Source organism: Gordonia oryzae, from assembly GCF_003797185.1.
Lineage (GTDB): Bacteria > Actinomycetota > Actinomycetes > Mycobacteriales > Mycobacteriaceae > Gordonia > Gordonia oryzae.
In genome coordinates, this window is record NZ_RKMH01000002.1 from 36,775 (window position 1) to 54,187 (window position 17,413).

The 17,413-nt window shown below is 66.5% G+C and carries 17 protein-coding genes and 1 pseudogene; 17 read left to right on the plus strand and 1 reads right to left on the minus strand.

What is annotated here, in order from left to right:
- Window positions 1-114 precede the first annotated feature (114 nt).
- The 8 genes and pseudogenes from mshA (at window position 115) to EF294_RS02155 (ending at window position 7,296) form a co-directional block, all read left to right on the plus strand.
- Entirely contained in the window at window positions 115-1,455 is a 1,341-nt protein-coding gene (gene mshA / locus EF294_RS02120; RefSeq protein WP_123925375.1) for a D-inositol-3-phosphate glycosyltransferase, read from the plus strand.
- A gap of 56 nt (window positions 1,456-1,511) precedes the next feature.
- Window positions 1,512-2,126 carry a type III secretion system chaperone family protein gene (locus EF294_RS02125; protein WP_123925376.1) on the plus strand — a complete coding sequence of 205 codons (615 nt, stop codon included), beginning with the start codon at window positions 1,512-1,514 and terminating at the stop codon, window positions 2,124-2,126.
- A gap of 135 nt (window positions 2,127-2,261) precedes the next feature.
- A pseudogene (locus tag EF294_RS02130) lies at window positions 2,262-3,100 on the plus strand (AMP-binding protein).
- A 31-nt stretch (window positions 3,101-3,131) separates the two neighbouring features.
- Window positions 3,132-3,785 (plus strand): DUF1361 domain-containing protein, encoded by a 654-nt coding sequence (locus tag EF294_RS02135; protein ID WP_185090920.1) that lies wholly within the window; start codon window positions 3,132-3,134, stop codon window positions 3,783-3,785.
- Between the two features lie 32 nt (window positions 3,786-3,817).
- Window positions 3,818-4,564 (plus strand): phosphoglyceromutase, encoded by a 747-nt coding sequence (locus tag EF294_RS02140; protein ID WP_123925378.1) that lies wholly within the window; start codon window positions 3,818-3,820, stop codon window positions 4,562-4,564.
- Between the two features lie 67 nt (window positions 4,565-4,631).
- Window positions 4,632-4,952 carry a GNAT family N-acetyltransferase gene (locus EF294_RS02145; RefSeq protein WP_123925379.1) on the plus strand — a complete coding sequence of 107 codons (321 nt, stop codon included), beginning with the start codon at window positions 4,632-4,634 and terminating at the stop codon, window positions 4,950-4,952.
- 186 nt (window positions 4,953-5,138) lie between these two features.
- A complete protein-coding gene (locus EF294_RS02150; protein WP_246007626.1) occupies window positions 5,139-6,533 on the plus strand; it encodes a sensor histidine kinase in 1,395 nt (464 codons plus the stop codon).
- Between the two features lie 76 nt (window positions 6,534-6,609).
- On the plus strand, window positions 6,610-7,296 hold the full coding sequence (locus EF294_RS02155) for a response regulator transcription factor (RefSeq protein ID WP_123925380.1): 687 nt from the start codon (window positions 6,610-6,612) through the stop codon (window positions 7,294-7,296).
- Here EF294_RS02155 and EF294_RS02160 read toward each other — a convergent pair whose 3' ends face one another.
- Window positions 7,297-8,136, minus strand: coding sequence for a DUF3109 family protein (locus EF294_RS02160; protein ID WP_123925899.1), 840 nt, complete (start codon window positions 8,134-8,136; stop codon window positions 7,297-7,299).
- A 114-nt stretch (window positions 8,137-8,250) separates the two neighbouring features.
- Between EF294_RS02160 and EF294_RS02165 the strand changes: the two genes are divergently transcribed.
- The 9 genes from EF294_RS02165 to EF294_RS02205 all read left to right on the plus strand — a co-directional run bounded on the left by EF294_RS02165 (window position 8,251) and on the right by EF294_RS02205 (window position 17,356).
- Window positions 8,251-9,228, plus strand: a complete 978-nt coding sequence (locus tag EF294_RS02165) for a Ppx/GppA family phosphatase (RefSeq protein ID WP_185090921.1) — start codon at window positions 8,251-8,253, stop codon at window positions 9,226-9,228.
- Window positions 9,229-9,305: 77 nt separating this feature from the next.
- Complete coding sequence (locus EF294_RS02170) at window positions 9,306-11,246, plus strand: GtrA domain-containing protein (protein ID WP_123925381.1); 1,941 nt, start codon at window positions 9,306-9,308, stop codon at window positions 11,244-11,246.
- Window positions 11,243-12,154, plus strand: coding sequence for a sugar phosphate isomerase/epimerase family protein (locus tag EF294_RS02175; protein WP_123925382.1), 912 nt, complete (start codon window positions 11,243-11,245; stop codon window positions 12,152-12,154). The genes EF294_RS02170 and EF294_RS02175 overlap by 4 nt, the downstream gene beginning before the upstream one ends.
- Window position 12,155: 1 nt before the next feature.
- Window positions 12,156-13,037, plus strand: a complete 882-nt coding sequence (locus EF294_RS02180; RefSeq protein WP_123925383.1) for a thioesterase family protein — start codon at window positions 12,156-12,158, stop codon at window positions 13,035-13,037.
- 58 nt (window positions 13,038-13,095) lie between these two features.
- Entirely contained in the window at window positions 13,096-13,929 is an 834-nt protein-coding gene (proC, locus tag EF294_RS02185; protein WP_123925384.1) for a pyrroline-5-carboxylate reductase, read from the plus strand.
- A gap of 217 nt (window positions 13,930-14,146) precedes the next feature.
- Window positions 14,147-14,380: a helix-turn-helix domain-containing protein gene (locus tag EF294_RS02190; RefSeq protein ID WP_006372728.1), complete on the plus strand. Its 234-nt coding sequence runs from the start codon at window positions 14,147-14,149 to the stop codon at window positions 14,378-14,380.
- A 227-nt stretch (window positions 14,381-14,607) separates the two neighbouring features.
- A complete protein-coding gene (locus tag EF294_RS02195; RefSeq protein WP_003402602.1) occupies window positions 14,608-14,709 on the plus strand; it encodes a 30S ribosomal protein bS22 in 102 nt (33 codons plus the stop codon).
- Window positions 14,710-14,889: 180 nt separating this feature from the next.
- Window positions 14,890-15,951: an NAD-dependent epimerase/dehydratase family protein gene (locus tag EF294_RS02200; protein WP_123925385.1), complete on the plus strand. Its 1,062-nt coding sequence runs from the start codon at window positions 14,890-14,892 to the stop codon at window positions 15,949-15,951.
- 250 nt (window positions 15,952-16,201) lie between these two features.
- Window positions 16,202-17,356: a lysophospholipid acyltransferase family protein gene (locus EF294_RS02205; RefSeq protein WP_123925386.1), complete on the plus strand. Its 1,155-nt coding sequence runs from the start codon at window positions 16,202-16,204 to the stop codon at window positions 17,354-17,356.
- The last annotated feature ends 57 nt before the right edge of the window (window positions 17,357-17,413 follow it).

Genomic DNA, 17,413 nt, shown 5'->3' on the forward strand with positions numbered 1-17,413 from the left:
GTGTCTCCAGTCGAGAAGTGTGGGCATGTGCAGCACACATGATGGATGCTCGGAGCAATCCGGGCTGGGGGCACTGACCCGAGCCGTCGCCGTGTGCTTCTCTAAGCTGAGGGGATGAGTTCGTCACGGCCCCGGCGCATCGCGTTGATCTCGGTGCACACCTCGCCGTTGGCGCAGCCCGGTACCGGCGACGCGGGCGGGATGAACGTCTACGTATGGCAGACGGCGCAGTGTCTGGCCCGGCGTGGGGTGAAGGTCGAGATATTCACGCGCGCGACCTCCTCGGCAGATGCGCCGACGGTGGCGGCCGCGGACGGGATCACCGTCCGACATATCGTGGCGGGGCCGTTCGAGGGGCTCGACAAGCGGGATCTGCCTGCTCAACTTTGTGCGTTCACCGCGGGGGTACTGCGCGCCGAGGCGATGCAAAGGCCCGGTTACTACGACCTGATCCATTCGCACTACTGGTTGTCGGGGCAGGTGGGGTGGCTCGCCCGGGAGCGATGGGGTGTGCCGCTGGTGCATACCGCGCACACCTTGGCAGCGGTGAAGAACGCCGCACTGGCCAAAGGGGATGCGGCCGAACCACGACTGCGTGTGATCGGCGAGCAGCAGGTGGTTGCGGAGGCCGATCGGCTCGTGGCCAACACCGACACCGAACGCAACGAGCTGATCACCATGTACGACGCCGATCCCGGTCGCATCGACATCGTGACGCCGGGCGCCGATCTCGACTGCTACACCCCGGGTTCGCGCTCGGATGCACGCGCGGAGTTGGGACTGCCGGAAGAAGCGAGCATTGTGACGTTCGTCGGTCGTATCCAGCCGCTGAAGGCTCCCGACGTCCTGCTCTCTGCCGCGGCGCCGCTTATCGAGCGGCAGCGGGCGACCGGCCGTCGGCCGGTGCACGTGCTGATCGTGGGCGGGCCGTCGGGCAGTGGACTTGACCGGCCGACCGCGCTGATCGATCTAGCCGCCGAACTCGGCATCTCCGACGCCGTGACATTCTTGCCGCCGCAGCCCGCGACGCGCCTTGCGCAGGTCTATCGGTCATCGGATCTCGTTGCAGTGCCCAGTTATTCGGAAAGCTTCGGTCTTGTCGCCATCGAGGCGCAGGCGTGTGGCGTCCCGGTGTTGGCCGCCCACGTCGGCGGACTCGGGGTGGCCGTGGCCGACGGCAGGTCGGGGATGCTCGTGGACGGACATCTGATCGGGGACTGGACGACCGCGCTGGAGAAGATGCTCAGTAGTCCAGGACAGCTCAACGCGATGGGACGCCGCGCACGCGAGCATGCCGAACAATTCTCGTGGGAGCACACCACCGACGCGCTGCTGGCGAGTTACGCGCGAGCGATGGATTCCTTTGCGGGTAACCGTGTGCCGGCGGTCGGAGTTACCCCGCTGGTGCGGGCGACCCGCCGCTGGGGACGCCGTCGGGCGCGGATGCCCCTCTGAGTGATGGCGTCCCGAGAGATTCTCGAGGCCACGACCGCCGAAGCGGAAGGAAGACGATGAGTCACACCGACCACATCGAACTGCTGGAAAAGGTGCTCACCGACGGGGGGATTGCGTTCACCCGTAAGAGTTCCGGCGCGGCTCGGGCTGAGCACATCGTGCTCGAGCTGCCGGGTGAGCGCAAGCTCACGACAACGGTGTTGCTGACCGCGGGTACCTACGGTGTGCGGGTGGAAGCGTTTGTCTGCCGCCGCCCCGACGAGAAACACGAAGAGGTCTTCACGTTCCTACTCAAACGTAATCGCCGGCTCTACGGCGTGGCGTACACGATCGACAATATCGGCGACATCTACCTGATCGGCCGGATCTCCGGAGATGCGCTCACCTCCGATGAGGTCGACCGTGTTCTCGGACAGGTACTCGAGGCCGCCGACGGTGACTTCAACACATTGCTCGAAATCGGTTTCGCCACCTCGATCCGTCGCGAGTGGGCGTGGCGTGTCTCGCGCGGCGAATCGCTGCGCAACCTGCTCGCCTTCGAGCATCTGATTGACAAGGACTCGCTCCCCGAACCCGGAGAACCGTTGCCGGACAGGTACGTTCCCGGCGAAACCCCGGTGGTCGACGGCGCGACCGGTAGTACTTTTCCAGACCTGTTCCAGCCTCGGTGACAGCGTCACACCGGACAGAGGTCTGCGTCACAACGTGGCAACGACTGTTGATGCGATTACTCTGATCATCCTGCCCAACAGAGGTGCCATGAGTCTCGCCACTCCCTTTCCCGCTGTCGAGATCCCGATGTCGAGATCCCCGATGTCAGCCTCTGGGAGTTCTTGTTCGGGTCATTCGCCGACGCCGATCTCGAGCGGGTGGCGCTTGTTGGTCCGACGTCGGGTACGGAGACCACCTACGGGCAGCTGATCGGTCAGATCAATGCGGCGGCGGGGGGCGCTATGGGCGCGGTATCGCGGTCGGTGACGTTGTAGGGGTTGCTGTCACCGAATATCCCGGCGTTCGCCACCGTCTTCCGCGGCATCCTGCGCGCCTGCTCAACGCGGCGTTGTACAACCGTGGTCGCCGGGTCATCATGCCGCGGTTCGATCGCGTCGAATTCCTCGGCACCATCCAGAGGTATCGGGTGACAGCGCCCATATCGCGCCGCCGGTCGCCGTGGCGCTGGCCAAGCACCCGATCGTCGACAACTACGATCTGTCGTCGTTGAAGGTGATGATGTCGGGGGCGGCCCCGCTTGGCGATGAGTTGGGCAAGGCGGTGGCCAAGTGTCTGGATCTGCATATGTTGCAGGGCTACGGCATGAGTGAACTCTCGCCGGTCAGCCACCTCATCCCGATCTCCTCGACCGCTGCGCTGGGTGTCGAGGAGTCGCTGTTGTCGTCGACGGGGTGTTGTTGTTGACGCATCCGAAGATCGCCGACGCCGCGGTGATCGGGGTCAACGACGCCGACGGCGAGGAGAGCCCGAAGGCGTTCGTGGTCACCGAGCCCGATGCCGATCGATGAGAACGAGGTGATCGAGTTCGTCGCCGCACAGGTCGCACCGCACAAGAAGGTCCGCGCCGTTGAGTTCATCGACGCCACAACGAAGTCGGAGTGGCAAGATCCTCCGAAAGGACTTGCGCACGTAGGCGAAGGAGGTCATCGGGAATAATCGCTGCGGTGATCCCCTTCCGCCACCTCGTGCTTGCTGCGTCGCTGATCGCCACCACCGCCCTGACCGTCGGCCTCGGCGTCACTGACCCGGCCACGCCGCTCTACTATCCGACGCGGTTTCTGGTGTGGAATCTGTTTCTTGCCTGGATTCCGATGATCTTCGCGGTCGGATTCGCCGTCGTTCGGCGGCGCGTGTGGCTGATCCCGATCGGTGTCGGGTGGCTGGCGCTCCTGCCCAACGCTCCCTATCTCGTCACCGACCTCGTGCACCTGCGCGAGGGCTATGACCTGTGGCGGCACATCTTGCAGTACGGCTTCGCGGCGTGGACCGGCATCATCCTCGGTGTGGTCTCGCTGTTGCTGGTGCACCGGCGCCTCGGCCGGGAATTCGGCCCGATCATCGGCTGGCTGGCCGTCGCGTGCTCGGTCGGACTCTGCGCGATCGGCGTCGTCATCGGCCGCTTCCAACGCTGGAACTCCTGGGATCTGCTGGCCCGGCCCGGGTACATCGTCCGCTCAACCCTGGGATGGGTGGGTTCGCCGTTCTCCCATGTCGAATCGGCCGGCGTCGCAGTGGCCGTCGCGCTGTTCTTCGGGCTGGCCTACCTGACGATCTGGGCCATTGATGGCCTCGACGCACTGCGGCCGAGCAAGCGCTGAACCCACCCGACCGGTGTGACAAACTATCGACCATGAGCAACGGCACCCTGATTCTGATGCGGCACGGCGAGAGCGAGTGGAACGCGTCCAACCAGTTCACCGGCTGGGTCGACGTCGCGCTCACCGACAAGGGCGAGGCCGAGGCGAAGCACGCCGGCGAGCTCCTCGTCGATCATGATCTGCTGCCTGACGTTCTTTACACCTCACTGCTGCGCCGGGCGATTGTGACCGCGCAGATCGCGTTGGACACCGCCGATCGGCACTGGATTCCGGTGGTCCGCGACTGGCGTCTCAACGAACGTCACTACGGTGCGCTGCAGGGCTTGAACAAAGCCGACACCCTTGAGAAGTACGGCAAGGAGCAGTTCATGCTCTGGCGTCGCAGCTATGACGCCCCGCCGCCGCCGATTGATCCCGACGCCGAGTACAGCCAGACCCGCGATCCGCGGTACGCCGACCTCGCCGAGGTGCCACTGACCGAATGCCTCAAGGACGTCGTGGAGCGGCTGATTCCGTATTTCACCGAGACCATCGCCGCCGACATCTCCGCCGGCAAGACCGTTCTCATTGCGGCGCACGGTAATTCGTTGCGCGCGCTGGTCAAATACCTTGACGGGATCTCCGATGCCGACATCGCCGGTCTCAACATCCCGACGGGCAATCCGCTGCGTTACGACCTCGACGAGAACCTCACGCCGCTCAATCCCGGCGGCACCTATCTGGACCCGGAAGCCGCCGCGGCGGGTGCGGCAGCGGTCGCGGCGCAGGGACAGAAATAAGCGCCTGGTGTGTTCTGTAACATAATCGTCATGGCGGCGCTCGTGTGACAGGCGCTACATTGGGTGCATGGCAGATCCCAGCCACCTGCGCATCGCCCATTCGGCTGCGCGCGAGCGATACGAAGCAATCCTCACCACCGACTCCGACGGTGACGAGATCACGGTGGGATATGTCGATTACGTCTCCGAGCCATACCAGGTGGTGTTGACCCATACCGTCATCCCGGAGGCCTACTCCGGGCGCGGATATGCCGCCCAACTCGTGCAAGCGGTACTCGATGACATTCGTCAGGCGGGAAAACAGGTCGTGCCGGTCTGTTCCTATGTGCGACGCTTCATCGACCGCCATCCGGAATACGCCGATATGGCGGTACCGGTACCGCAGTGAGAATGCGCCCGTGTCACCCTGCTCAGCGCTGGTGAGCCCTGGTGGTGCTTTGACGATTCCGGTCGGGACTTGTTCGTAGGCCGTTTCGGTGCTTCGGATCACGTTTCGGTGGAACACCACGTGAACGGAAGTCGAATTGTGCCGTCGGGAATGTTCGCGCAGTTTCCGGGACCGTAAGCTGCCAGTGTGACCGCTGCATTCCTTGCCGGGGCCATCGTGGCAGTTGTGCTTGCGTTGTTGCTCGGGTACCAGTTCGGTCGTGGTGACGTAAGGGGCCGGTGGTTTCGCCGATCCTCCGGCGACGTCGCCTCGTCTCACGCCGAGTCCGTCCACTCCGATTCCGTGCACTCCGATTCCGACGTGATCCCCAGCGGCGCACCCGTCGTCGCCGACCGTCCCCGCGTGGTCCCGGATTCGGCGGCCCTGCGCGAATCCGATCTCCCCGTGGTCACCCCGGACGGTCAGATGACCAAGGCCGGGCTGCTCAGCCTCATAGTCCGCAATTCCGAGGTTGCCGTCGCCGTCGTCGACGACTTTCGCGACGTGGTTCTCTACAACCATCGCGCCGTCGAGCTCGGGCTCGTCTCGGAGTATCTGCTCGCCGAACCAGTGTGGGAGCACTCGTTGACCGTCCTCGAGACGGGTGAGCAGGCGCGTTTCGATTTTGTCCCGCCGACCTCTACGCTGGGATTTCTCTCCACCGGGCGCGCCACCAAGCGCAGCGCTGAATCGGTGCGCTGCCTGGCACGACTTGGCTATCACGGCCACGAGCGCTACGTGATGATCTATGGCACCGATGACACCGAGAACCTGCGGGTGGAGGCCACCCGCCGTGACTTCGTCGCCAACGTGTCCCACGAGCTCAAGACCCCAGTCGGTGCGATCGGACTGCTGGCCGAGGCGCTGATCGAATCCGCCGACGACGCCGATTCCGTCGAGCACTTCGGGCACCGCGTCGTCGCGGAGGCCGCCCGGATGGGCAACATGGTGTCCGAGCTGATCGCGCTGTCCCGACTCGAGGGCGGCGAGAAGCCGCATTTCGCGGCCGTCGACGTCGACGATCTCATCGACTCCGCCATCGACGGGACCGCGGTGAGCGCCGAGGCCGCCAACATCGTCCTGCGCGCCGACGAGCCCATCCACACCTGGGTGCGTGGCGACCGGATGCTGCTGCTGACCGCGTTGAGCAACCTGATCGTCAACGCCATCGCCTACTCGCCGGAGAACACGACGGTCTCGGTGAGCCGGCGCGTCACCACCTCGGCCGGGGTCCCGATGGTGTCGATCGCGGTCACCGACCGCGGCATCGGTATCAACCCGTCTGATCAACAGCGCGTCTTCGAACGTTTCTTCCGCGTCGACAAGGCGCGGTCGCGTCTGACCGGCGGCACCGGTCTGGGCCTGGCGATCGTCAAACACGTTGCTGCCACCCACGACGGAACCATCAACCTGTGGAGTCAACCCGGCACCGGGTCGACGTTCACCCTCTCGATTCCCCAGGACCTCGACGCCGAGAATGCTGATGCGTCAAGGCAATCCGATAAGGAGTCGTCCCACCGAGCCGACCCCCAGATCGCGTGACCTCCTCGGAGGAGGACGACGAGAGTCACGTGACCACGCAACTACGAGAACGTCTGAGAAACAAGGAGCTTCACGAGTGACGCATGTACTGATCGTCGAGGACGAGGAGTCGTTGGCCGATCCGCTGGCCTTCCTCCTGCGCAAGGAGGGGTTCGAAGCGAGCGTCGTCAACGATGGTGCACAGGCCATCGCGGTGTTCGAGCGCATCAGCCCCGACATCGTCCTGCTCGACCTCATGCTCCCCGGGGTGTCGGGGACCGAGATCTGCAAATCACTGCGCGCCCGGTCGAGCGTGCCGGTGATCATGGTGACCGCCCGCGACAGTGAGATCGACAAGGTCGTCGGACTCGAACTCGGTGCCGACGACTATGTCACCAAGCCGTATTCGGCGCGTGAGCTCATCGCCCGCATCCGGGCGGTTCTGCGTCGTGGGGGAGACGTCGGCGAGGACGACCTCGCCTTGGCGGTCCTCGAATCCGGACCGGTCCGGATGGACGTCGAACGCCATACCGTGGCAGTAGATGGTGAGTCGATCACGTTGCCGCTCAAGGAGTTTGATCTCCTCGAATACCTACTCCGCAACTCCGGGCGGGTACTCACCCGCGGGCAGTTGATCGACCGCGTGTGGGGTGCGGACTACGTCGGGGACACCAAGACCCTCGACGTCCACGTCAAGCGGCTGCGGTCGAAGATCGAGCCCGATCCGGCCTCGCCGAAACACCTTGTGACGGTGCGTGGATTGGGGTACAAGTTCGAGCCGTGATCAGCCCGCGGCGTCGGCGTCGAGTAGCTCGTACTTGATGTCGGTGTCGCGGCGGCTGGTCGCGGCCCGGGTCGCCGGATGGATCGCGATGAGCCCGAGTCCGTTTCGGCGTCGGCACGCATCGGCGAGCGCCTCGTAGGCGGGACGGCCGATCAGCTCGACCAGTTCGGGCTCGTAGGACTGCCACACTTGGGACGCCCCGACGTGCGCGTCGGGGGATCCCGAGCAGTACCACGTCAGGTCGTGACCGCCCTCCCCCCAGCCGCGGCGGTCGTACTCGGTGATGGTGGTCTTGAGGATCTGTGTGCCGTCGGGCCGCTCCACCCAGTCCTGCTCGCGACGTACCGGAAGTTGCCAGCACACATCGGGTTTCACGGTCAGCGGTTCGAGACCGCGCCGCAGCGCCATCGCGTGTAGCGCACAGCCGGGGCCCTTCTCGAAGTCCGGACGGTTCAAGAAGATGCACGCGCCCTTGTGTTGGCGGGTCTTCAGGGCGGGCTCGTCGTCGAGCTCGTCCTCGACGAGGTACCCACGCGGGCCAAGTGCATCCTTACCCGACCCCTTCTTGTGGAACTGCCAGTCGTCGGCGGTCAGCATCGCCACACCCTTGGCCAGGCGTCTGCGGTCGTCCTTGTCCGACAGGTACGCCCCATGCGTGCAACATCCGTCGGTCCCGCGGCCGTCGACGATTCCCTGGCAGGCGGGCGTGCCGAACACGCACGTCCAGCGCGAACACAACCACGTGAGGTCGGCGTTGATGATGTGCTCGGGATCGGCCGGATCGGTGAATTCGTACCATTCCCGTGGGAAGTCGAGATCGACCTCGGGAGCGGGCGTCATCCGCGGGGCTGCGCTGGGCTTGGGCACATCTCAACGGTAACCGTCACCGCCGGTTTGCCGCACCACGGCGACCCGCCGCAGACAACCGAAACTGCGACGCACTACCGTGTATCCGTGCGTTTAGGAGTCCTCGACGTGGGCAGCAACACAGTTCATCTCCTGGTGGTCGATGCCCACCGCGGAGGACATCCGACCCCGATGAGTTCGACGAAGGCGGTGCTGCGACTCGCCGAGCACATCGATGCAGACGGGCGTCTCACCGCCGGTGCCGCCGAACGGCTCGTCGACTCGATCGAGGAGTTCACCCTCATCGCCAAGAGTTCCGGCTGCGAGCAAATGATGGCGTTCGCGACCTCAGCGGTCCGCGACGCCACCAACTCTGACGGCGTCCTCGCGCGAGTGGCGGCCAAGACCGGCGTCGGGGTGGAGGTTCTGACCGGTCGCGACGAGGCTCGGCTGACGTCGTTGGCCGTGCGGCGCTGGTACGGCTGGAGCGCCGGACGCATCCTGGCGCTCGACATCGGCGGGGGCTCGCTGGAGATGTCGAACGGCGTCGACGAAGAACCCGACGTAGCGCTCTCGCTGCCATTGGGTGCCGGCCGCGTCACCCGCGACTGGTTACCCGACGATCCGCCGGACCGGCGCCGGGTCGGCGTCCTGCGTGATTGGCTCGACGCCGAGATGCGGCCGGCCGCGAAGGAACTCCTCGGACCGGGTAAGCCGGACATCGCTGTCGGAACGTCTAAGACCTTCCGCAGCCTTGCCCGACTGACCGGCGCCGCCCCGTCGGGGGCTGGTCCCCGCGTCAAGCGGACCCTCACCGCCGGTGGACTGCGGCAGCTCATCGCGTTCATCTCGCGCATGACCCGAGACGACCGGGCCGAACTCGAGGGCGTCAGCGCTGATCGGGCCGGACAGCTCGTCGCCGGGGCACTTGTCGCCGAGGCGGCAATGCGCGGACTCGGGGTCGATACACTGGAAATCTGCCCGTGGGCGTTGCGGGAGGGGGTTATCCTTCGTCGCCTCGATGCGGAGCCGGCCGACAGCTCGGATCCGGCTGCATCAGGCATCGGTGCACGCAACGTCCACTGACACGCGAACGACGCGAGTCGCTGTACCGCCACTCCTGGCGGCGCGGCGAGATTGGTGAGGACGGAGAGCGCACTTCGATGGCGAACACACCCGGCGGCAACGACCCCGGCGGCCGCAACACCGGTGACCCCGACGGGGCGACCGAGTCCCGGCCCATCTCGGTATCGGAGCTGCTCGCCCGCACGCAGGCCGCTGACGCGGCGAACGCCACAACCGGCTCGCGCCGGGACCGGGGACGTCGGCGTGCGGGGCGTGCCGGAGCCGTGTCGGTGTCCGAGCTGACCGGTGAGATTCCGCGGGTCGAGGGCCCTGCCGGGTCTGACACCCAGGTTACGACTCCCGACCTCCCCAGCACCCCGGCCCCCAGCACCCCGGCCCCCAGCACCCCGGCCCCCAGTACCCCGGCCTCGAGTAACTTCGCCCCTAGTAACCCGGTTGCGAGTGCGCCCGCACGGAGCACCTCCACGCCGGACGGCCCGCAGACAGCACCTTGGTCGCCGTCTCCGTCCTCGGGTGCGTTCCCCCGGTCGCAGAATCCGCTCGCCGCACGCGGCCCGGCAACGGGTCCGGTCACCGAGCCCGGCCCACGGGTCGGTCGCGGTGCGAGTTCGGGAGCGGCGAGTGGCATGCCGAGCTTCGCTCCGCCCCCGACCCGGGACTTCACTTCCGATGACGTCTCGCGTCGATTGCGGGACCAGCCGGTCGATCGCACACCGGCCGCCGCCGGTTCGGAACCCGGCGGTCCCGACCCGACCAGCCACGACCCCGCCGCCGCGAACGCGGTCACCGGCATCATCCCGCTCGTCGACGATGCCGATGCCGATGCCGATGCCGGCGCCGACACCGAGGACACAGCGCCCCGCAACGGCCGGTTTGAGGAGGTCTTTGACGAGGACTTCGAGGCATATCGTTCGTTCGCCGACGTCGAGCACGCCGAGGAGAAGCCGAAGAAGAAGCGCCGCTGGTTCGGTCGCGGCAAAAATCGGGACACCGCGGCAGTAAGCGCCGCCGCGGAGAATGCGGCTACCGCGGGTGCGGCCGCGACGGGTAAGGCAGCCGCAAATACCGACGAACCCGCCGACACCGCGACTCGCGCGGATATCACTCATCAGCCCGAGGATGTCGCCGCCGATGCCGTCACCGGCATCATCCCGATCGTCGACGACAGCGAGGTGGGCGCCGACGTGCACATTCTCGACGCCGATGACGTCGAGGGCGCCGACCTGGCCACGCCCAGCGGGTCATTCGGTGTCGAGCACGGGCCGTTCGATCAGACCGACCACGAGCACACCCCGACTGTCGCCGCGAACGTCCTCGATCCGGCCGACGAGCCCGAATCACACCGCGATGAGTGGCACCGCGATGAGGCGGGCCGCGACGACTCCGCCGCAGGCGCGCTGGCCGCAGACGTCGGACTCGGTGGATTGGTCGCCGCGAGCCGCCGGGCGCGCGATACCGACTTCACCGACGAGCCTGCCGAGACCGTGGCCGCGAATGTCCTCGCCGACCATGCCGACGCCGACCCCGCCGACGCCGACCCCGCCGACGCCGACCATGCCGACGCCGACCCCACCGACGCCGACCCCACCGACGCCGACCATGCCGCGGACCACCCCACCGACGCCGACCACGCCGAGAGTGGGCCCGTCGCCGACGAGACCGCCGCCCCGGAGTCCCGAGATCGCGGCCGGAAGGCACGCAGGGCTCGAAAAGCCGAGGCCGCCAACTCTGATGATGGGCGTGAGTCGTGGGTCGATCGCAAGCCGGTGCTGGCGTGGCTCGCGGTGATCGCCGAGGTCGTCGCCGGACTGGTCATCGGTGTGGGTCTGTTCTGGGGGTTCACCGAGTTGTGGAAGTGGAATCCGTACTTCGCGCTGGTGCTCGCGGTGCTGGTGATCTTCGGAATCGTGACGTTCACTCATCTGGTGCGCCGGACGTCGGATCTGATCACCACCTTGCTCGCGCTCGCCGTCGGGCTGATCGTCACGATCGGCCCGCTCGTGCTGTTGTCGACGTGAGCGAGTCGCGCGAGGCCCTCGATCCGTCGACGGTGACCGGGGAGATCCCGGTCGGACTCTCCACCGCATCGGTCTACCCGCAGAACACCGAGGCGGCCTTCGCCTACGCCGCCGACCTGGGCTTCGACGGGGTGGAGTTGATGGTGTGGGGCGACCCGGTCAGCCAGGACATCCGGCATGTCGAGCACCTCTCCGAGCGCTATCAGGTGCCGGTGCTCTCGATCCACGCTCCGTGCCTGCTCATCACCCAACGGGTGTGGGGACGTGATCCGCTCAACAAACTCGCGCGCGCCGCGCACGCCGCCGAGGCGCTCGGTGCGGCCACCGTCGTCGTCCATCCGCCGTTCCGCTGGCAGCGCACCTACGTAGCGGGCTTCGATGATCTGGTGGGCGAGTTGTCGGAATCAGACGTCTCGATCGCGGTCGAGAATATGTTCCCGATGCGTGCCGACCGCATGTTCGGGGCCGGTGAACGCTCCGCGCGTCGGCTCACCCGCCGCGGTGGCACACCTGGGCCTGCGGTATCGGCGTTCGGCAAGTCCATCGACCCCACCGACGACGGTTACGACCACTACACCCTCGACCTCTCGCACACCGCAACCGCCGGCACCGACGCCGTCGCCCTGTACGAGCGGATGGGCGCCCATCTGACGCACCTGCATCTCGCCGACGGAACCGGGGCGGCCACCGACGAGCACCTGATCCCCGGCGACGGGACCCAGCCCTGCGCGCGGGTGTGTCACCGGATCGCCCGCAGTGATTTCTCCGGCGCGGTAGTTCTAGAGGTCACCACCTCCTCGGCGCGGACCAAACCCGAACGGCAGGCGATGCTTGCGCGTTCGCTAGATTTTGCCCGGCAGCACCTCAGGCGTGAGACGAGCCGGACCCGGTGGCTGCCGGAGAGATGACATGAGCCCGAAGCTGACCGAATTGCTGAACCTCGCCGTGACGGGCGGTCCTGTCGCCGCACCGGCGGAACAACCGTCGATCACCTACACCACTTCGATCGATCCGGTGTTCACCATCGGCCCGAAGGTGCATGGCGGCACCATGCAGATGATCATCGCGCGGGCGGCCTCACGCGCCTTCGACGATCTCGCTCCCGGCAGCCCGGACACCTCGCTGCATTCGGCCGACCTCGTACCGGTCGCCATCGCCAGCGACTATCTCGCCGCGCCCGATCCGGCGACGGTGCAGGTCACCGCGACCGTCCGCAAACGCGGGCGCACCGTGACCCTGCTGCACGTCGACCTCGCCCAGAACGGCCGGACCATGGTGTCGTCGTCGGTGACGCTGGCCCGCCCGGACACCGGTCCCTCGCGACATTCGTCGCCCCACGTGCTCGACGATCTCGCCCCGACCCCGGACGCCGACGCCCTGCGCATCGCAGACTCGCCGATGGCTGACGTCATCCATCTCGGGGCGGCCCTCGACACCGCGGTCGACACGCACAGTTTCCCGGCGGCACACGGGCAGAACGGCGATCCGGTGGTGCGCGGCTGGTGTCGTCCCAGGGATGCCGAACCCGACGCGGACTTCGCGGTTCTGGTGTGCGACATCTCGCCGCCGGTCGTGATGAACCTTGCGGTGTTCGGATGGGCGCCGACGGTGCAGTTGACCACCTACATCCGTCGCGAGCCGGCCCCAGGCTGGCTGCGTTTCGCCGCGACGAGCCTAGAGGTGGGCCCCGGGATGTTCGAGGAGGACCACCTCGTGGTGGACTCGACGGGTGCGGTCGTGGCCCAGTCACGTCAGCTCGCCTTGATCCCGGCCGGGGTGAGTGCCCGATAGTTCTGACACCGCTGACCCGGCCCCAACAGACCCGTGAACGAGAGAGGCATTCCCACCAGTGACCGAGCGCATCGCGATCGTCGGCGGCGGCAAGATCGGTGAGGCCCTGCTCGCCGGGCTGATCGCCGCCGGCAAACAGCCAAAGAATCTCGTCGTCGTCGAACGTGTTCCCGAGCGGGCCTCAGAAATCGCCGACGAGTACGAGGTCTTCGTCACCGACGACCTCACCACCGCGGTCAGTTCGGCGCAGTTCGTCTTCCTGGCGGTGAAACCCGACGACGTCGAGGGTGTCCTGCGCACACTCGCCGCCGCCGACGACAGCGCCGAGTCCGAACGCGTGACGGTGACCCTCGCCGCGGGCATACCGCTGGCCCGCTACGAGAAGATGTTGCAGGCGGGTTCGCCGGTCGTGCGCGTCATGCCCAACACCCCGATGCTGGTCAACGAGGCGATGTCGGCGGTCGCGGCCGGACGCCACGTCGATGACGAGCAACTGCGTGCGGTCGTTGCGCTCCTCGAGTCGGTGGGTCGCGTCGCGGTGGTACCCGAGAAGCAGATGGATGCGGTCACCGCGATTTCCGGGTCCGGGCCCGCCTACGTCTTCTTGATGGCCGAGGCGATGATCGATTCCGCGGTATCGCTGGGACTGACCCGTGCACTGGCCACCACACTGGTCGTGCAGACCATCCGCGGCGCCGGCGTTCTGCTCAGTGACTCCGGACTCTCCCCGGTCGATCTCCGTGCGGCGGTCACCTCGCCGGGCGGAACCACTGCCGCCGCCGTGCGCACCCTGGAGACGCAGGGGCTGCGTGGGGCGTTCTACGAGGCGACCGAAGCCGCCGCCGACGCCAGTGCACGTGCTGGACATCGAGCTGACGTTGAGGGTTCATAACCCTGACACGCTGACCCTTTTGCACCACGATTAGTGGTTGCTCCTCGAGAAACCCCAGTATGTTGTGGTTGAGTACCGCAAAACCGGAGTTTCCTGGCCACTCACGTCGCTTTTTTCACATCAGCCACGCTAAGCTCCATTAAGCACGTGCGTGTCTGGTGTCCGCCGGAGGGGAAGCCGGCGGCCGCGACGCGTGCTCCGGAGGTATGAGAATTTCATGGCACCTGCAGAGACGCCAGGAGACAGGTCGGCATCGGTCGGCAACGCGGCTTCGGGGTCGCAGTTCTTGACCGTCGCCGAGGTCGCATCACTGATGCGGGTCTCGAAGATGACCGTCTACCGCCTGGTCCACAACGGTGAGCTACCTGCGGTACGCGTGGGTCGGTCGTTCCGTGTGCACGCCAAGGCCGTGCACGACTACCTGGAGACGTCCTACTTCGACGCGGGCTAGGCCCTCGGGTGTGCGGACCGCTCCATGCCGCGATGGTCGGACTCCGGTGATTTCGGTTTGACGGGGTCCGGCCGGTAAGGTGGCAATTCGGCTACGCCGCACCGGCTCGCCCGTCCGCGTCGGATATCCGTCGGAGATTCATCCCGACAGTGGTCGCGACGCCCGGCGACCGTCCCGCAGCACTTGCGGGCTCGATGAACATTGCACGTGAAGTGAGGAAGCACCCCATGGGTTCAGTGATCAAGAAGCGCCGCAAGCGCATGTCGAAGAAGAAGCACCGTAAGCTGCTGCGTCGTACTCGGGTGCAGCGCCGCAAGCTCGGTAAGTGAGCTGACCGCCGGGGCCTTCTGGAGGTTTCGGCAGCACAATATCCGGTGTGGCCCGGCCACGCATCACAAGAACCCGCCGCCGCGCGGGTTCTTGTTGTTTGGCGCGTTGTGTGGAGGTCACCGGTGCCCGGTGACCTGCTTGCCCGGTGGGCCTCTGTGCACTCGGGTTAGCCTGATGCCATGACCGATGCGACCGATGCGACCGACGCGACGCCGCGGACCGTTCTGGTTACCGGCGCCGCGACCTTTCTCGGGGGCTATCTGGTGGCCCGGCTGGCCGCCAACCCCGACATCCGCCGGGTGATCGCCGTCGACTCGCGCGTGCCGCGCAAGGATCTGATGCGACGGATGGGCCGCGCAGAGTTCCTGCGGCTGGACATCCGCAGACCGGCGATCGCCAAGGCCATCGCCAACTACGACGTCGACACCGTCGTCCATGCCGCGACGTCGATCATGGACACTGCGCCGCACTCGGCCGCGATCAAGGAGTTCAACGTCGTCGGCGCCATGCAGGTGTGTGCGGCGTGCCAGCGCAGCCCGTCGGTAAAGCGCGTGATTCTGCGGTCCACGGCGATGGTCTACGGGGCGAGTGCGAGCGATCCGTCGCACTTCTCCGAGGAGATCCCCGCCAGGCGCGAACCCACCCGCAGCTATGGTCGTGATCTGCTCGACGTCGAGGGATACTTTCGCGGGCTCGGGCGCAGGCGTCAGGACATCGAGGTCACTATCATGCGGCTGCAGGCGATGTTGGGGCCGCGGATCAACACCCGGATGGGTTCGTATCTCTCGTTGCCGGTGGTGCCGACGGTGTTCGGATTCCAGTCGCGGTTGCAGTTCCTGCATGAGGAGGACGCGCTCGCGGCGATGGAACACGCGACCATGACGAGCCGGCCGGGCACGTTCAACGTCGCCGGCGACGGCGTGGTCACGCTGAGGCAGGCGGTGCGGCGCACCGGGCACCTCGAACTGCCCGTGCCCGGTCGTCTACTCGCGCCGATCACCGGGGTGCTCCAGGATCTCCGGTCGGCCAAACTCCGTAGCTCACAAACCGAGTTCCTCACCTACGGACGGGTGCTCGACACCACCCGGATGCGATCGGAACTGGGATTCGCGCCGCGCTACACGACCCTGGAGACCCTCGACGACTACATCGCGCGCAGCGGGGTCACCCCGGTCATCAGCGCCGACCGCTGGCGCGGACTCGAACGCAGCGTCGTCCGGACTGCCCTGCAGTTGCGCTGACGCTTGGGTCGGGTTCGCGGCGGGACGAAATGACAGTGACGCCGAACGCCCGGTGTGGCAAGCGATGTCCCGGTTCCCCTCCGACCGCACCGCATACGGCATGCGACCCCGCTGCGAGCCGAGTATCATGGGAGGTCAGCAGGTCGTCCGGTGTCGAACACGCCGCCCGTGGCAGGGCTATCGTTGAGGCGTAGACAGTGACGACAATGTCCGGCTTGTGCATCGACATCAGGGTTGTGGGGGTGAGAGCGTGGGGGGTGGTCCGGTACCTGATACGCGCACCGCGAAGGTCATTCAGCTCTACGCGAGTTCGGCGCCCTCGTCCGAACGACAGTCCGGTCTGGACGCAGGCAGGGGTCGTCATCCCAGCCAGCAACCGGGGCCGGTTCGTTCGACCGAGCCGCCCCGTTATGAGCCGATGGGTCATCCCAACACCGACGGGTTCGGTCGGGAGCCCGCGTCAGTGACGCCCATCAGTGACGAGATCGCCGTCGAGGACAGTCTTGGCGTCGAGCATGGGCGCGTGCGGTCCTCGCCGCTGTTCAGTCTCGGTGGCATCCGCAACGCCGTCGCCGACTCACTCACCGCCACAGCGGGTTTCATCCGTGAGCGGATGACCGGGGATTACGAGGTCGACGATTTCGGTTTCGATCCGCACTTCACCGAGTCGGTGTGGTTTCCCGCGATCCGGCAGGTCTACGAGAAGTGGTTCCGGGTCGAGGTCACCGGGGTGGAGAACCTGCCCGTCGACGGTGGGGCTTTGCTCGTGGCCAACCACGCCGGGTCGATCCCGATCGACGCGATCATGACCTCGCTGGCCGTCCGCGACAATCATCCGACCGGCCGTTATCTGCGAATCCTGGCCGCCGACATGGCATTCGATTCGCCAGGTGTCAGTGAGGTGGCACGCCGGATCGGTGCCACCCTGGCTTGTACCGCCGACGCCGACCGACTGCTGCGCCAGGGCGAGCTCACCGCGGTGTGGCCGGAGGGATACAAGGGCATCGGCAAGCTCTACAAGGATCGCTACAAATTGCAGCGATTCGGCCGTGGCGGCTTCGTCACCACCGCGCTGCGTAACGCCGCCCCGATCGTCCCGGTGTCCATCGTCGGCTCCGAGGAGATCTACCCGATGATCAGCGACCTCAAGCCGCTCGCACGGGTGCTCGGGTTGCCCTACGTGCCGATCACACCGACCTTTCCGTGGCTCGGCCCGCTGGGCTTGATCCCGTTGCCGTCCAAGTGGCACATCCATTTCGGTCGGCCCATCGAGACCGACAGCTACGACGCCGCCTCCGCCGACGACCCGATGGTGGTCTTCGACCTTACCGACCACGTCCGCGAGGAGATCCAGCAGACGCTGTTCCGTATGCTCTCGCGGCGCGGCAGCGTCTATTTCGGCTGACGCCGCCCCTCGCAAAGCGCACCTTCGGGTATGTGTGGGCCGGTATAGATTGGGCGC

Excerpts from the sequence above, each read along its gene's own strand:
- mshA (WP_123925375.1), top strand. The coding sequence starts at position 115 with ATGAGTTCGTCACGGCCCCGGCGCATCGCGTTGATCTCGGTGCACACC.
- EF294_RS02125 (WP_123925376.1), top strand. The coding sequence starts at position 1,512 with ATGAGTCACACCGACCACATCGAACTGCTGGAAAAGGTGCTCACCGAC.
- EF294_RS02140 (WP_123925378.1), top strand. The coding sequence starts at position 3,818 with ATGAGCAACGGCACCCTGATTCTGATGCGGCACGGCGAGAGCGAGTGG.
- EF294_RS02145 (WP_123925379.1), top strand. The coding sequence starts at position 4,632 with ATGGCAGATCCCAGCCACCTGCGCATCGCCCATTCGGCTGCGCGCGAG.
- EF294_RS02160 (WP_123925899.1), bottom strand. The coding sequence starts at position 8,136 with ATGACGCCCGCTCCCGAGGTCGATCTCGACTTCCCACGGGAATGGTAC.
- EF294_RS02170 (WP_123925381.1), top strand. The coding sequence starts at position 9,306 with ATGGCGAACACACCCGGCGGCAACGACCCCGGCGGCCGCAACACCGGT.
- EF294_RS02180 (WP_123925383.1), top strand. The coding sequence starts at position 12,156 with ATGAGCCCGAAGCTGACCGAATTGCTGAACCTCGCCGTGACGGGCGGT.
- EF294_RS02190 (WP_006372728.1), top strand. The coding sequence starts at position 14,147 with ATGGCACCTGCAGAGACGCCAGGAGACAGGTCGGCATCGGTCGGCAAC.
- EF294_RS02195 (WP_003402602.1), top strand. The coding sequence starts at position 14,608 with ATGGGTTCAGTGATCAAGAAGCGCCGCAAGCGCATGTCGAAGAAGAAG.
- EF294_RS02200 (WP_123925385.1), top strand. The coding sequence starts at position 14,890 with ATGACCGATGCGACCGATGCGACCGACGCGACGCCGCGGACCGTTCTG.